This is a genomic window from Luteibacter sp., assembly GCF_036499525.1.
Lineage (GTDB): Bacteria > Pseudomonadota > Gammaproteobacteria > Xanthomonadales > Rhodanobacteraceae > Luteibacter.
The window spans coordinates 14,761-29,258 of sequence record NZ_DASYDO010000067.1 but is presented as its reverse complement, the minus strand read 5'-3'; the positions used below and the strand labels follow the sequence as shown (position 1 = coordinate 29,258).

General features: G+C 66.9%; 11 protein-coding genes. 6 read left to right on the top strand and 5 right to left on the bottom strand.

Features of this window, described 5'->3' with window-relative positions; translation table 11 throughout:
* Positions 1–14: 14 nt before the first annotated feature.
* On the top strand, positions 15–548 hold the full coding sequence (locus tag VGM71_RS13320) for a hypothetical protein (RefSeq protein ID WP_331545909.1): 534 nt from the start codon (positions 15–17) through the stop codon (positions 546–548).
* 7 nt (positions 549–555) lie between these two features.
* Here VGM71_RS13320 and VGM71_RS13315 read toward each other — a convergent pair whose 3' ends face one another.
* On the bottom strand, positions 556–1,593 hold the full coding sequence (locus VGM71_RS13315; protein WP_331545907.1) for an HDOD domain-containing protein: 1,038 nt from the start codon (positions 1,591–1,593) through the stop codon (positions 556–558).
* Between the two features lie 209 nt (positions 1,594–1,802).
* On the opposite strand from VGM71_RS13315, the gene VGM71_RS13310 reads away from it, so the two are divergent.
* Both VGM71_RS13310 and VGM71_RS13305 read left to right on the top strand, forming a co-directional pair.
* Positions 1,803–2,669, top strand: a complete 867-nt coding sequence (locus VGM71_RS13310; protein ID WP_331545905.1) for a pseudouridine synthase — start codon at positions 1,803–1,805, stop codon at positions 2,667–2,669.
* Positions 2,670–2,714: 45 nt separating this feature from the next.
* Entirely contained in the window at positions 2,715–4,112 is a 1,398-nt protein-coding gene (locus VGM71_RS13305) for an MFS transporter (protein ID WP_331545903.1), read from the top strand.
* Positions 4,113–4,264: 152 nt separating this feature from the next.
* On the opposite strand, the gene aat is transcribed toward VGM71_RS13305, so the two are convergent.
* The 3 genes from aat to trxB are packed head-to-tail and all read right to left on the bottom strand — an operon-like array spanning position 4,265 to position 7,105.
* On the bottom strand, positions 4,265–4,975 hold the full coding sequence (gene aat / locus VGM71_RS13300) for a leucyl/phenylalanyl-tRNA--protein transferase (protein ID WP_331545901.1): 711 nt from the start codon (positions 4,973–4,975) through the stop codon (positions 4,265–4,267).
* On the bottom strand, positions 4,972–6,105 hold the full coding sequence (locus VGM71_RS13295; protein ID WP_331545899.1) for a GNAT family N-acetyltransferase: 1,134 nt from the start codon (positions 6,103–6,105) through the stop codon (positions 4,972–4,974). Before VGM71_RS13295 ends, aat begins: the two co-directional genes overlap by 4 nt.
* Before the next feature lie 37 nt (positions 6,106–6,142).
* Entirely contained in the window at positions 6,143–7,105 is a 963-nt protein-coding gene (gene trxB, locus VGM71_RS13290; protein ID WP_331545897.1) for a thioredoxin-disulfide reductase, read from the bottom strand.
* Between the two features lie 165 nt (positions 7,106–7,270).
* Here trxB and ald point away from each other — a divergent pair, with 165 nt between their 5' ends.
* From ald to lolA, 3 genes are read left to right on the top strand one after another with little or no spacing between them, the layout of a single operon-like run.
* Positions 7,271–8,335, top strand: a complete 1,065-nt coding sequence (gene ald, locus VGM71_RS13285) for an alanine dehydrogenase (protein ID WP_331545895.1) — start codon at positions 7,271–7,273, stop codon at positions 8,333–8,335.
* Between the two features lie 31 nt (positions 8,336–8,366).
* Positions 8,367–10,712 (top strand): DNA translocase FtsK, encoded by a 2,346-nt coding sequence (locus tag VGM71_RS13280; protein ID WP_414675132.1) that lies wholly within the window; start codon positions 8,367–8,369, stop codon positions 10,710–10,712.
* Between the two features lie 10 nt (positions 10,713–10,722).
* Positions 10,723–11,370, top strand: a complete 648-nt coding sequence (gene lolA, locus VGM71_RS13275) for an outer membrane lipoprotein chaperone LolA (RefSeq protein ID WP_331545893.1) — start codon at positions 10,723–10,725, stop codon at positions 11,368–11,370.
* 99 nt (positions 11,371–11,469) lie between these two features.
* Here lolA and VGM71_RS13270 read toward each other — a convergent pair whose 3' ends face one another.
* A complete protein-coding gene (locus VGM71_RS13270) occupies positions 11,470–14,463 on the bottom strand; it encodes a sensor histidine kinase (protein ID WP_331545891.1) in 2,994 nt (997 codons plus the stop codon).
* Positions 14,464–14,498 lie beyond the last annotated feature (35 nt).

Genomic DNA, 14,498 nt, shown 5'->3' with positions numbered 1-14,498 from the left:
TCCGGGGGAATGAAGTGATCAAGCAGGTACTGACCGTGGCCGCCGTCCTGGCGCTGTCCGGCTGCGGCGGCAAGACGGTGATCGAGAGCGACATGAGCCGCATGGTAGATGCCAGCCCGGCGTCTCCGTGGCTTACGGTGGAAGGCAAGACGGGCTCCATGGTGACGGTTACCGGCCTGGACGAGAAAGCCAAGGTGCAAGTGGCGCCGGATATCGCATCGGTGGTCCAGGCGCGCGTGCGCACCACGCTGCAGCCGAGGTACTTCACCGACCTCATCATCAACTGCCGCGACCTCGAGGTACTGGTGTCGGCGAAGGTGGACGACGAGACCGCGCCGCCGGTGGCGAACCTGGACCTCGCCGTGAACTGCCGGATCGTCGCGCGTGGGCCTGTGGTGTCGAAGGCATACCGCCTTCGCCAGACCTCACCGTTCAATCCCACCTCGCCGCGGTTCGACATGTTGGTGCCGAAGTTGATTGAGGCTTCTGCAAACGAACTGGCCGAAAAGCTCTGGGCCGACGTCCCGGTGACGACCGCCAGGCGCTGAATCGGGCTCATGCCTCTGCGACGGCCGTCGCGCGCAGGTCATCGCGGCAGGCTAGCAGCCGCGCCTGGCTGAAGCCCTGCGCCGGGGTCGCCAGCAGCACCGCATCCGCGTCGGCGGCGCCTCGTTCCACCAGCACGTCCAGCATTGCCATGCGGCTCGAGGCCAGGAGCGCGCGGCCCAGGGGCGTGCGGGCACCGGCGTCGGCGGGATCGGCCCGCTCGGCCAGCGCCTGCACCACGCGCGACGGGAAATTCCAATGCCGCGCCGCATGCAGCGACAGGCGCTCGATCTGTTGCCTGAGCGCCCCGACGAACAGACGGCTGAATGCCAGCGCAGCAGAGTCCGGCGCCCGTTCCACCTCGCGCAGGATCGCTTGCGCGCCGGTCTGGCTGGCAAGACCGGCGAGGAAGGCCTCGAACGGATCGCAGACGCCGCGGCCAAGGAACACGCAGGCGCGAGCACAGCGTTCGGCATGCTCCCAAAGCCGCTCGCCGGCCTGCCGCCCGGCCTCGCTGTCGTCGGTGCGCAGGATCGGACGCATCACCATCTGCATCACCACGCGTCGCAGGCCGTCGTGGCCGAGCAGGGTGATGGCCTGCGGCAAGCTGGCCACGGGTCGGGCGGTGCGGAAGTACGCGCTGTTGGCGACACGGATAACCTCGCCGACCAGCACCGCGTCCCGCGCGATCTGTTCGGCCAGCGCGCGGCTGTCGGTATCGTCGTTGCGGAGCGAGCGCATGAGTTGCGGCACCACGGCCGGGAGGCGGGGCAGGGACCCTACGTCGAAGCGTTCGCCGCCGAAGGCATCGCGGACGCGTCGCAGCGTGGTCTGCTCGGCGGGTGTCATGCCCTGATCGTGCGAGGGGCCGATGCCGAAGACGAGGCGGTAGAACCGGTCTTCGATATCTTCCGCGGGCAAGGCGCCGGGCGCCGCCTCGTCGTCGATCGCGACGACCGGCACAGCCACGGGTGGGACAAGGCGCTCCTGCGTGACGCCGGCCTTCGCACGGACGCCGAACCACTTCCTGAAGAACCGGCCGATCACGGGGAAGCTCCGGGGTGTGGGGTGGGACGATCGGGTTGAGTATATGCCGCAAACAACATCGTAGGAGCGCGCCCTGCGCGCGACATGTTTTGAGGCCGAGACTGGGAGCTGGCGCGCCGGTCGGTGACTGCTGCGAAAAGATGTCGTACCCGACGCGGGCATAAACGCGCAGGGCGCGCTCCTACGGGTCCGGGCTCTTACAATGCGCCATGGAACAGCCGCTTCCCGTCAGCCGCATTGTCCTCCCACCCGGCGGATGGGCCTCCGTGCTCGACTTCCTCTGCGAGCGGTTCCCGGCTGTCGGCCGGGATGTCTGGATCGAACGCATGGCGCGTGGCGTCGTCACGGCAGATGGCGTCGAGGTACACCGGCTGGCACCCTACCGGCCCGGTGCGGTGGTTACCTACCGCCGTGAGGTTCGTGATGAACCCCGCATCCCCTTCGAAGAAACCATCGTCCACATCGACGACGACCTTGTAGTGGCCGACAAGCCACATTTCCTGCCCGTGATGCCCGCCGGGCGGCATGTGGAAGAGACCTTGTCGGTGCGCCTCGTGCGGCGCCTGGGCAACCCGGACCTTGTGGCACTGCACCGGCTGGACCGGGCCACGGCGGGGCTCGTCGTGTTCTCGGCCCGGCCTTCCAGTCGCGATGCCTATACGCGCCTGTTCCGCGACCGTGTCATCGCGAAGACCTACGAAGCCCTGGCCCCACCGCTGCCCGGGCGTGACTTCCCTTTCGTCCACGAAAGCCGCCTCGAGCGTGGCGAGCCGTTCTTCCGCATGCGCGAAGTGCCGGGCATGCCGAACTCGCGCACGCGCATCGACGTCGTCGAGCGCGGCGAGCGGTACTGGCGCTACCGCCTCGAACCGGTGACCGGACGCAAGCACCAGTTGCGCGTGCACATGGCCTCGCTGGGCGCGCCGATCCTGGGCGACGCGGTCTACCCGGAGCTCCGCGACGAGACCCCCGGTTTCGCGGAACCCCTGTGCCTGCTGGCCCGCGAACTTCGCTTCAAGGATCCGTTCACCGGTCTCGAGCGAGTGTTTTGTAGCGAGCGCCATCTCGACCTTTGATCCGCGCAGGCGCAAACTATGCGCCTCCCCGTTGCCCGTTCCCGGATGAACTCCGCCCCAGGCTTCCGCACCATTGCCCTGATCATCGCAAGCGCGATGTTCATGGAACAATTGGATGGCACCATCCTGGCCACGGCGCTGCCGGCGATGTCGGAGTCGTTCGGCGTCTCGCCGCTGAACATGAGCGTGGCGCTTACTTCGTACCTGCTCAGCCTTGCCGTATTCATCCCGGCCAGCGGCGCGATCGCCGATCGCTATGGTTCGCGCAACGTTTTTCGGGCTGCGATCGCGCTCTTCACCGTGGGTTCGGTCCTCTGTGGCATTTCCGGCAGCCTGCCGCTACTGGTGTTGTCGCGCCTGCTGCAAGGTATCGGCGGCGCGATGATGGTGCCGGTGGGGCGGCTCGTGCTGCTGCGCTCGGTGCCGAAATCCGAACTGGTCTCCGCCATGTCCTGGCTGCTGGTGCCGGCGCTGATCGGACCGGTGGTGGGTCCGCCGCTCGGCGGTTTCATCGTCACCTGGGCCTCGTGGCGCTGGATCTTCTACATCAACGTGCCGATCGGCCTGGTCGGCATGTGGCTGGCCTCGCGTTATATCCCCGACATACGACTGCCCGACAAGGTCCGCTTCGACACGCTGGGTTTCGTGCTCTCGGGCGCCTCGCTGTCCTGCCTGGTGTTCGGCCTGGAGATGGCCAGCCATGGCGGAACGTCGGCCTTCGCTTCCACCGGGCTTGTCGTCTGCGGTCTCGCAGTGGGCGCGTTGTACGTGTGGCATGCGCGCCGGGTGGTGAACCCCATCCTCGACCTGTCGCTGATGCGCTTCACCACGTTCCGCCTGTCGGTGGTGGCCGGTTCGCTCACGCGCATTACCGCGGGGGGCATGCCGTTCCTCCTGCCCCTGATGATGCAGCTGGGCTTTGGCCTTTCCGCCGCGCACAGCGGCGTGGTCACCTTCGTCTCCGCGCTCGGCGCGATGGTGATGAAGGCCACCTCCACGCCGGTGCTGCGGATGTGGGGATTCCGCGCCACGCTGGTCTGGAACGGCGTGTTGTCGGTGGTTTGCGTCGCGCTGTGCGCGGCGTTCCGTCCGGACTGGCCGTTGTGGACGATCTACACGATCCTTCTGCTCAGCGGTTTCTTCCAGTCGCTGCAATTCAGCGCGTACAACACCGTGGCGTACGCGGAGGTGCCGAGCGAGCGGTTCTCCAGCGCCACGAGTTTCTACTCGACCTTCCAGCAGCTGATGCTGTCGCTGGGCATCTGCGTGGCCGCGGCGGCGCTGCATGCGTCGGTGGCGTGGCACGGGCACGAACGCGCACAGTTGCCGGACTTCAGCGTTGCCTTCATCGTCATCACCCTGATTTCGCTGGTGGCGGCACCGGTGTCCGCGTTGTTGCCGCGGAACGCCGGCGCGGAAATGAGCGGCCACCGCTCCCGTTGACACGTAGGAGCGCGCCCTGCGCGCGACAGCTCTTCGTCTCAGTCCACAGGTTCACGCGCCAGCTCCGGGGCTTGGCCTCAACACATGTCGCGCGCAAGGCGCGCTCCTACAGTCAGGGCAGGACATGTCGCGCGCAAGGCGCGCTCCTACAGTCAGGGCAGGGCGAGGGGGTATTTCACCCACGGGCCGACAACGCCCGGCATCGCCGCGAGCTGCCTGGCCTTCGCCACGAACTCGCGGCGCGGGATTTCTATCGCACCCATGCTCAGCAGGTGGTCGTTGGTTACCTGGGCGTCGAGGTAGGGAAAGCCCCATTCGTGCAGTAGCCCGCACAAGGCGGCAAGCGCCGCCTTGGAACCGCCGGAGCGCGCGCTGAACATCGACTCGCCGCAGAACAGCCGGCCCACGGCCACGCCGTAGATACCGCCCACCAGCGAGCCGCGATCCCACACTTCCACGCTGTGCGCGTGGCCGCGCCGATGCAGTTCCTCGTAGGCGGCGATCATGTCGTCGCCGATCCACGTGCCCGGCTGGCCATTGCGCGGGGCAGCGCAAGCGCGCATCACCCGGTTGAAGGAGGTGTCGGCAGTCACGCGCCAGCCGGACGCGCGCAACTGCTTACGCAGGCTCCGGCTGACATGCACGCCATCGGTACGAAAGACACAGCGGGGATCGGGCGACCACCAGAGGATCGGCTCGTCCGCGTTGAACCACGGAAACACGCCCTGGCTGTACGCCGCCAGCAAACGCTCCGGCGACAGGTCGCCACCCCAGGCCAGCAGTCCGTTCGGATCGACCAGCGCGGATTCCGGGTCTGGAAACAGCCCAAAGCGCGTGCGATGCAGTTGCGGCAGCTGGATCATCGGTCGGCGTAAGGCGAGTGGGCCATGAGTTCTTCGCGATAGGCCTCGCGATGCGCGGCCTCCTGACGCAGCGCATCGGCGACGGCACGGCGGAAGCCCTCATGGGCTATGTAGTGGCGCGAATGCGTCAGCGCGGGCAGGAAGCCGCGGGCTAGCTTGTGTTCGCCCTGCGCGCCGGGTTCGAAACGGGCAAGCCCCTCGCGGATGGCGTAGTCGATGCCGCGGTAATAGCACAGTTCGAAATGCAGGCCGGACACGTCCACGCTGGCGCCCCAGTAGCGCCCGTAAAGCGTATCGCCACCGCGCAGGAACAGCGCCATCGCGACGATGTCGTGCGAGTCGCGCGCCAGCGCCACCTGCACATTCGGTCCGAGCGTGCGTCCCAGGTACTGGAAGAACCGCGCAGTCATCGCTGCGTGGTTGCCCTTCATGTCGAAGGTAAGTTCGTAGAGCGCGTGGATCTGCCGCCACTCGGCATCCGAGAACGTGTCGCCGCCGCGCATCTCGAGCGTTAAGCCGGACGCCTGCGCATGCGCCCGCTCCTGGCGGATGTTCTTGCGCTTCTTCGAGGTCAGCGCCGCGAGGAACGCGGCGAAGTCGGCATAACCGCGGTTGTGCCAGTGGAACTGGACATCGGAACGGGCCAGCCAGCGATCGTCGAAGGCATCCAGGTCGGTTTCGGGAAGGAAGTTCGCATGGATGGAAGAGAGGCCCAGCCGGTCGGCCTCGTCGACGAGGGCGGCCGTAAGCCGGTTGCGCATGACCTCCGCTGCCAGGCCCTCGCGCACCAGCAGGCGCGGCCCGGGAACGGGCGAGTAGGGCGAGGCGACGAGCAGCTTGGGATAGTAATCGCCGCCCGCGCGCTCCCACGCGGCCGCCCAGCTCCAGTCGAAGACGAACTCGCCGTGCGAGTTGCCCTTGAGGTAGGTGGGAGCGGCGGCGACGAGCCGCCCGTCCTCGAAGATGCCCAGGTGGTAGGGCTGCCAGCCATAGTCCTCGCGCAGGCAGCCCTTCGCCTCCATGCCGTGCAGGAAGGCGTGGGAAACGAAAGGGTTGCCGTCGGGCACGAGGGCGTCCCAGTCGGCGGCTGGAATGCCGCCGAGGCTCTCGAGGAAGCGTATTCCGTTCATGCGGGGAGAGCCCCGCGCGGACCGCGGGGCGATGCCGTCAGGCGAGCAGGTGCTGCTGGTCGAGCCAGCGCTCGGCGTCCAGCGCGGCCATGCAGCCGAAACCCGCCGAGGTGATGGCCTGGCGGTACACGTGGTCCGCCACGTCGCCCGCGGCGAACACGCCCGGTACCGAGGTGACCGTGGCCATGCCGCTCAGGCCGGACTGGATCTGGATGTAACCATCCTTCATCTGGAGCTGGCCTTCGAAGATGCCGGTGTTAGGCGTGTGGCCGATTGCCACGAAGAAACCCTGCACATCGAGGTCGCGCTTGATGCCGGTGTTCACGTCCTTCACGCGCACACCGTTCACGCCCGAGTCGTCGCCCAGCACCTCGTCGATATGGTGGTTCCAGAGAAGCTCGATCTTGCCGGCCTCGGCCTTTTCGAACAGCTTGTCCTGCATGATCTTCTCGGCGCGCAGCTTGTCGCGGCGATGCACGAGGTAGACCTTGCGGGCGATGTTGGACAGGTACAGGGCCTCTTCCACGGCCGTATTGCCGCCGCCGACCACGGCTACGTCCTGGTCGCGGAAGAAGAAGCCGTCGCAGGTGGCGCAGGCGGAGACGCCGCGGCCCTTGAACTTCTCCTCGGACGCGATGCCCAGGTACTTGGCCGTGGCGCCGGTGGTGATGATCAGCGCGTCGGCGCTGTATTCGCCGCCGTCGCCCTTCAGGCGGAAGGGGCGGTTGGACAAGTCCACGCTATGGATGTGGTCGAACACCATTTCCGTCTCGAAGCGCTCGGCGTGCTCGGCCATGCGGCGCATCAGGTCCGGACCCTGGACCCCGTTTTCGTCGCCTGGCCAGTTGTCCACCTCGGTGGTGGTCATCAGCTGTCCGCCCTGCTGCAGGCCGGTGATCAAGGTCGGCTTCAGGTTGGCGCGCGCGGCGTACACCGCCGCCGTGTAGCCGGCGGGACCGGAGCCGAGGATCAGCAGACGGCTGTGCTTGGGGGTGCTCATGTATAATCCTTGAGTTTACTGCGGCGTGATTCAGTCGTACGGACGTTGTCGACCCGGAAGAATGGGGAAGACGGGGGTGCGATTCAAGACATTCGCCTCAAAGACGGCGGTCGCCCCGTCCCCACGGAGCGGCTTTATTCTGTACTTTCAGGATCCTCCCATAAGATGCGCATCGGTATTCCCTCCGAAACAAAGACCCTCGAAGGCCGCGTGGCCCTCATTCCCGCCGCCGCCGCCGACCTCGTCCGCCGCGGCCACGAGGTGTTCATCCAGGCCGGCGCCGGCACCAAGAGCGGCTACGCGGACTCCGATTACGCTTCCCTGGGCGTGACCGTGGTGGCCGACGCCGCCGCCGTCTACGAGAAGGGCGAGCTGATCGTCAAGGTCAAGGAACCGATCGAGGGCGACCTCAAGCTGCTGAAGAAGCACCACCTGCTGTTCTGCTACCTGCACCTGGCCGCCGAGCCGGCGCTCACCAAGAGCCTGCTGGACATCGGCCTGACCGGTGTGGCCTTCGAGTCCGTCGACGAGAACGGCGCGCTGCCGCTCCTGCTGCCGATGTCGGTCATCGCCGGCCGTATCGCCACCCAGATCGGCACCACCCTCCTGCACCAGCCCAACGGCGGCAAGGGCAAGCTGCTGGGCGGCATGGCCTCCACCCCGCGCGGCAAGGTCGTGGTGCTGGGCGCCGGCGCGGCCGGTGGCAACGCCGCGGCGCTGGCCGCTTCGGCGGGCGCCAACGTGGTGGTGTTCGACAAGCGTCCGGACCGCATGGCCGAGATGATGGCCCTGGGCCCGAACGTCACCGCCCTGTACGCCTACGAGTCGTCGGTGGCCGAGGAAGTACGTAACGCCGACATCGTCGTCGGTGCCGTGCTGATCCCCAGCGCCAAGGCGCCGCGCGTGGTCACCGAAGACATGGTCAAGACGATGGAGAAGGGCTCGGTGCTCGTCGACATCTCGATCGACCAGGGCGGCTGCTTCGAGACGTCGCGCCCGACCACCTGGAAGGAGCCGACCTACACCGTTCACGGCGTGACGCATTTCTGCGTGACCAACATGCCGGGCGCCGTGCCGCAGACCTCCTCGACCGCCATCTCCGCCGCGATCCTGCCGTACGTGCAGCGCCTGGCGGCCGGTAACGAGTGGCGCGACTACGCTCCGCTCGCCGCGGGCATCAACATCGAGAACGGCAAGATCGTGCACCCGGCCCTCCAGGCCATGGCATGATGCCGAAAACCGGGACCGAGGTCGTTCGTTAGTGGCGCGAAGCGCGAAAGTCGTGAAAAGGCAGGCCAAGGCGCAGGTCAAGGCCCAGCGGGAGGGCTTGAGCGAAGAGCTCAAGCGCCGCCTGCGCGAAGCCGGGGCGCTGCTCCTGTTGCCGCTTGCCCTTTACCTCCTCGTATGCCTGCTCAGCTACAACGACCAGGACCCGAGCTGGGGCCATATGGGCGTTGCCGACCATGCCACCAACTTCGGTGGCGCGGTCGGCGCGAACATCGCCAACCTGCTCAGGTACATCTTCGGCCTGGTGTCGTACGGCTTCCCGTTGTTGCTCCTCGCGCTGGGGATCCAGGTGATCCGCCAGCGCGGCGAGCGCGACGTACAGCCCTGGGAGCCGTCGCTGCGGCTCATCGGTTTCGTTTTCTTCTTTATCACCGCGCCGGCGCTGGTTTACCTCAACGTCGACGCGGCGGTGTTGCCCGAAGGCCCCGGCGGCATTGTCGGCAAGTGGGTGGGCCACGGACTGCATAACGCCTTCGGCGACAAGGGCGCGCCCCTGCTGCTGCTCGCGGTGTGCCTTATCGCCATCACCCTCGCCACCGGCCTTTCCTGGTTCCGCCTGATGGACGCCACGGGCGAACTCGTCATGCGCATCGCCGGCTGGTTCGGCGGCAAGCTGCGCCGCGCGCCCGACGTCATGGCGGCGCGTTCCGCCCGTGCCGAGCGCGAGGTGGTCAAGAAGGCCGAGGCGGTCAAGCAGGCCAAGCGCGAGCCCGTGCGCATCGAGACCCCCACGCCGATGGTGGTCAAGAGCGATCGCGCCACGCGCGAGAACCAGATCCCGCTGTTCACCGGCGCCTCGATGGACGGCGAGATCCCGCCGCTGTCACTGCTCGACGAAGCACCGCCGCAGGGCCCGGGTTATTCCGAGGAAACCCTGGAGGTGCTGTCGCGCCAGGTAGAGCTGAAGCTCAAGGATTTCCGCGTCGACGCGCGCGTGGTCGGTGTCTATCCGGGCCCGGTCATTACCCGCTTCGAACTCGAACCCGCCGCCGGCGTGCGCGGCAGCCAGGTGTCCAGCCTGGACAAGGACATCGCGCGCGGCCTCTCTGTGGTCAGCGTGCGCGTGGTGGACGTCATTCCCGGCAAGAACGTCATCGGCCTGGAAATCCCGAACACCAAGAAGCAGATCGTCTACCTGTCCGAGATCCTGCGCTCCGAGCGCTACGACCAGGTGAAGTCGCCGCTGGCGCTTGCCTTGGGCAAGGACATCGGTGGCAAGGCCGTGGTCACCGACCTCGCGAAGATGCCGCATCTGCTCGTGGCCGGTACCACGGGTTCGGGCAAGTCCGTGGCGGTGAACGCCATGGTGCTGAGCCTGCTGTACAAGTCCAGCCCCAAAGACGTCCGGATGATCATGATCGATCCGAAGATGCTGGAGCTCTCGGTATACGAGGGCATTCCGCATCTGCTGGCGCCGGTGGTCACGGACATGAAGGAAGCCGCCAACGCGCTGCGCTGGTGCGTGGCCGAGATGGAGAGCCGCTACAAGCTCATGGCGGCGGTGGGCGTGCGCAACCTCGGCGGCTTCAACAAGAAGGTGAGGGACGCCGAGAATAACGGCCAGCCGTTGCTCGATCCGCTGTTCCGCGCCAACCCGGACATGCCGGGCATGGTGGCCGAGCCGCTGCAACCGCTTCCGCATATCGTCATCATCATCGACGAATTCGCCGACATGATGATGATCGTCGGCAAGAAGGTGGAAGAGCTGATCGCGCGTCTCGCGCAGAAGGCCCGTGCCGCGGGCGTGCATCTGATCCTCGCCACGCAGCGTCCGTCGGTGGACGTCATCACCGGCCTCATCAAGGCCAACATTCCCACGCGCATCGCCTTCCAGGTGTCCTCGAAGATCGATTCGCGCACCATCCTCGACCAGTCGGGCGCCGAAGCGCTGCTGGGTCATGGCGACATGCTCTACCTGCCGCCGGGCACGGCCACGCCGGAACGCGTGCACGGCGCCTTCGTGGACGACCATGAGGTGCACAACGTCGTGGAGTGGCTGCGCGCGCAGGGCACGCCGAACTACATCGAAGGCGTGCTCGAGGAAGTGCAGTCCACGGGCGACGGCAAGATCATCAACGACTCCGGGCTGCCGCAGGATGCCGACGGCGACAGCGACAGCGATAACGCGCTTTACGACCGCGCCGTGCGCGTGGTCACCGAGACGCGCCGCGCTTCCATCTCCGGCGTACAGCGCCACCTGCGCATCGGCTACAACCGTGCCGCCCGCCTCGTCGAGCAGATGGAGCAAGAAGGCATCGTCAGCGCACCGCAGCACAACGGCAACCGCGAAGTAATCGCGCCGCCGCCCCCGAAGGATTGATCCCCGCATCATGAAACATTTCCTGCTTGCCGCGACGCTGTCCTTGCTCAGCCTGCCTGCCTTCGCCGCCGGCACGGCACGTGAGCGCCTCGATGTCTTCGCCAAGGGCATGCACTCGCTGAGCGGGCGCTTCAGCCAGACGATGTCCAATGCCAACGGCGACGCGGGCAAGACCAGTTCGGGCACGATGGCGCTGCAGGCGCCGCGCCAGTTCCGCTGGGAAACCACCGCGCCGTACAAGCAGACCATCGTGGCCGACGGCAGCCGCGTATGGCTTTACGACCCGGACCTGGAACAGGTCACGGTGCGTAAGCAGAGCAGCGAGGAAGCGCAGAGCCCGCTCACGGTGCTTACCGACCTCTCGCTGCTGGACAAGGATTTCAAGGTGACGGAGCAGGGCGAACGCGACGGCCTGCAATGGCTGCGCCTTACGTCCACCGGCAAGGACCCGCAGTTCGAGTATGCCGACCTCGGCTTCGACGCCGATGGCCTTGCGCGCATGGTGTTCCGCGACCAGCTCGGCAACACCACGCAGATCAGCTTCGCCGGCTGGAAGCGCAATGCCGACCTGCCGCCGGAAACCTTCTCCTTCGTGCCGCCGCAGGGCACCGACGTGATCGGCGACGCCCCAGTCCTCCAGACCCAACCGGTAAGGTAGGAGCGCGCCCTGCGCGCGACAGCTTTTCGCGTCTAGTCTTCAGGTTGCGCGCCAGCTCTAAGTCTCGGCCTTAAAAACTGTCGCGCGCAGGGCGCGCTCCTACGCTTTCCGGGTGTAGGCCACGCGGCCGGGGATCTTCACTTTTACCACCACCCCGCGCTGCGGTGTGGACACCACGTCGAGCTTTCCGCCCATGCGCGCCGCGCGTTCGCGCATGCCCATGATGCCGAAGTGGTTGTCGTCCCGCGGTTTGCCCGCTTCCGTCTTGAAGCCCTCGCCGTCGTCGCGCACGCATAGGCTCAACGATCGGCGGCCGTATTCCACCGTGATGCGGATCGACCGCGCATGGCTGTGCTGCGAGGCATTGACCACTGCCTCGCGCACGATGCTGTGCAGTTCGTCGACGATCACCGGATCCACGTCGCGACGCCGGTGCTCCGATTGCACGGATAGATAGACCGGCCGGTCCATTTCTTCCACGAGCGCGGCGATGCGCTGCTCGAGCGAACCTTCCTCCGACGCGTGGCCACGCAAGCCCTTCACCCGGTCGCGCCCCTCGACCAGCAATGCCTCCGCGCGGTCGATGGTGCGCTCCAGAGCGACACGCGATCGATCGTCTCTCGCGAGCCCGTCGGCGAAGGCCTGGAACCGCAGGATCAGCCCCTGCACGCCTTGCAGCAGCGTGTCGTGCAATTCGCGCGCGATGCGTTCGCGTTCGCGATGACGTTCGTTCAGCCGCCAGCGCAGGCGCCGGGTGAGGAGGCGAACGCGCCAGCGGTGGGCGAGCCATGCCAGCACAATGATGCAGAGCGCGAGGAGTATCTGGAACGGCTTGCGTTCGAACAGGCGCGGCGCCACCGTCACGGTGAACGGTTCGGAGCGGCTCCAGCGCTGACCGTCGTAGGATGCTTCCGCCACGAACATATAGCGGCCAGGCGCCAGATCGGTATACATCGCCTCGCGACGCCCACCCGCGTCCTGGAATGTGGCATCCACACCTTCCAGGCGATAGCGGAACGTCAGGCCGCGTGACTTGCCCGGTGCCAGCGCCGTGTAAGCCACATGCAGATTCCGGTTGTCGCGAAGGTCCACGACGGCGCCCGGCTTGAATGCCGCGCTGCCCGAGGTCACCGATCGGATCGCCACCGGCGGTGGCGAGGGCGGCGGGGGCTCCCGCATCGGATCCAGCCAGGCCAGGCCTTGCGACCCCGCGAACCAGAGACGGCCATCGCTCGTGGCCAGCACGGTCGGCAACGGACGCACGAGTTGCGCGGGGCCGGGCAAGCCGTCGTCCATGCCCAGCAGGCGTATGGCGACCGGTACCGCGGGATGGTCCAGCGCTTCCTTCCATGCCTCGGCGCTGAAGCGGATCAGGCCGGCCACGCCGTATGCCCAGACGCATCCGTCCTTGCTCTGCACGATGCCGGTGACGGAGTTGAACCGGTCCAGTGGCTGCGCGGCCAGCGTGCGGAAGCGACCGGCGTCGAAGAGCGACAGGCCGTGCTCGGCACCGACGACGAGGCGTCCGCCAATCGTCGAGATGGAGGCAATGGGGCCCACGTCCAGTCCGTCGGCGGGTCCGAACCGGCGCAACGCGTTGCCGTCGAGCATCGCGATCGTACCGTCGAGGTAACCAAACCATGCGCGCCCCGTGGGATCGCCGTGGATCACGGACGGTGCGAGGGAAGGGAACGCAGCAATGGTGGATGCGGGCAACCAGCCCTCGGCGGCCTGCATGTACACGCCGCGACTTCGCAACGAGATCCACAATCGCCCGGCACCGTCGCGGGCGATCGCCTGGACGGTCGTGCGCTGCTCGGCTGCGTCGCCGGGCAGTGGCACGGGCTGGGGCTTGCCGTCGCGCATGTGCCAGAGCTTTCCGTTGCCGCCGAGCCATACCGAACCATCGGTGTCGCGGTACGCCGAAGTCACCGCACCCTCGAAGCCGGGCAGCAGCACGGGATCCGGTGTCAGCTGCCAGAACTGGTCCGGGTAAGAAGTACGTGAGGCGGTGCCGGCCCAGGTACGTCCGGCACCATCTTCCACCAAGGCGAAATACACCTCGAGCTTCGGAAAGCGCACACGCGAAAGCCAGCTGTCGCGGAAGACATCGAGGCCGGACTTCGTGCTCACCCACATATGGCCTTCGCGATCCTCCATGAGGTTCATGGTGGCTTGCGAGGTCATGCCGAGGGCGTCGGAGTACTTCTGCATGTGCGGTTCTTCGACATCGCCGGTGGTCGTCGCATCGACGTACTTGCCAGGCATGCGGCACAGGTTCACGTCGCAGGCCACGCTCCACAGGTTGCCGTCGCGGTCGAAAATGGTGGTGGTGCTGTTCGCGCGGCGCGGCGGTGCATGCGGAAACGGTTTTCCCCATTCGCGCGGCAAGGGGTGAATGCCCTTGTCGGTCCGGAGCCATACGCTGCCGTCCGGGTGATTGATCAAGTGCCCGGACCTCGGGTACGGAATGCCGGAATCCTCGAAGTGCGTGGCGCCCTTGCTCAGCAGGTAGAGCGTGTCCTTGGTCGATAGCCAGAGGTTTCCGCGCGCGTCCTCGAGGAATTCGTCCACGGCTTCCTGGATGCCCCAGGCCGCGGAAACCTTGTTCCAGCGCGTGCCATCGAAGCGGTAGAGGCCCGTGTCGGCGGATGCCCAGAGATGGCCGTCACCGTCGCTGCCGAACTCGTTGAGGGCTACGTTATCGGGCAGGCCGTCCGCTGTGCCGTACAGGGTGACCTCATCATGCCGCAGGCGAGCGAGGCCGCCATACGCACGACTGACCCAGAGATCGCCACCCGGCGCGGCGTAGATGGTCCCGGTGGATTCGCTGCCACTGCTCCCGGGCGGCAGGAGCGAGACTTTCTCGAACGCAAACCCGTCGTAGCGATACAGGCCCGTGCGCGTGCTGACCCATAGCCAGCCGTCCTCGGTCTGCGCCATGGACCCGGCACCCACAGGCGCGCCGTCGTCCCCGCGAAGGGCGGCATGGTGCAGTTGCGCGAGCGTGCGCTCCGGGTCGGTCGCGCTGGCAGTCGCGCTCCAACACACCAGCGCAACCGCGAAAAGCACGAGGCGACAGACGAAAGACATGGCGCCATGATCGCCTGTTCCGCCTACGACGTCAC

Coding starts and splice junctions, on each gene's coding strand:
- aat (WP_331545901.1), bottom strand. CDS start 4,975: ATGATCCAGCTGCCGCAACTGCATCGCACGCGCTTTGGGCTGTTTCCA.
- ald (WP_331545895.1), top strand. CDS start 7,271: ATGCGCATCGGTATTCCCTCCGAAACAAAGACCCTCGAAGGCCGCGTG.
- VGM71_RS13310 (WP_331545905.1), top strand. CDS start 1,803: ATGGAACAGCCGCTTCCCGTCAGCCGCATTGTCCTCCCACCCGGCGGA.
- lolA (WP_331545893.1), top strand. CDS start 10,723: ATGAAACATTTCCTGCTTGCCGCGACGCTGTCCTTGCTCAGCCTGCCT.
- VGM71_RS13305 (WP_331545903.1), top strand. CDS start 2,715: ATGAACTCCGCCCCAGGCTTCCGCACCATTGCCCTGATCATCGCAAGC.
- VGM71_RS13295 (WP_331545899.1), bottom strand. CDS start 6,105: ATGAACGGAATACGCTTCCTCGAGAGCCTCGGCGGCATTCCAGCCGCC.
- VGM71_RS13270 (WP_331545891.1), bottom strand. CDS start 14,463: ATGTCTTTCGTCTGTCGCCTCGTGCTTTTCGCGGTTGCGCTGGTGTGT.
- trxB (WP_331545897.1), bottom strand. CDS start 7,105: ATGAGCACCCCCAAGCACAGCCGTCTGCTGATCCTCGGCTCCGGTCCC.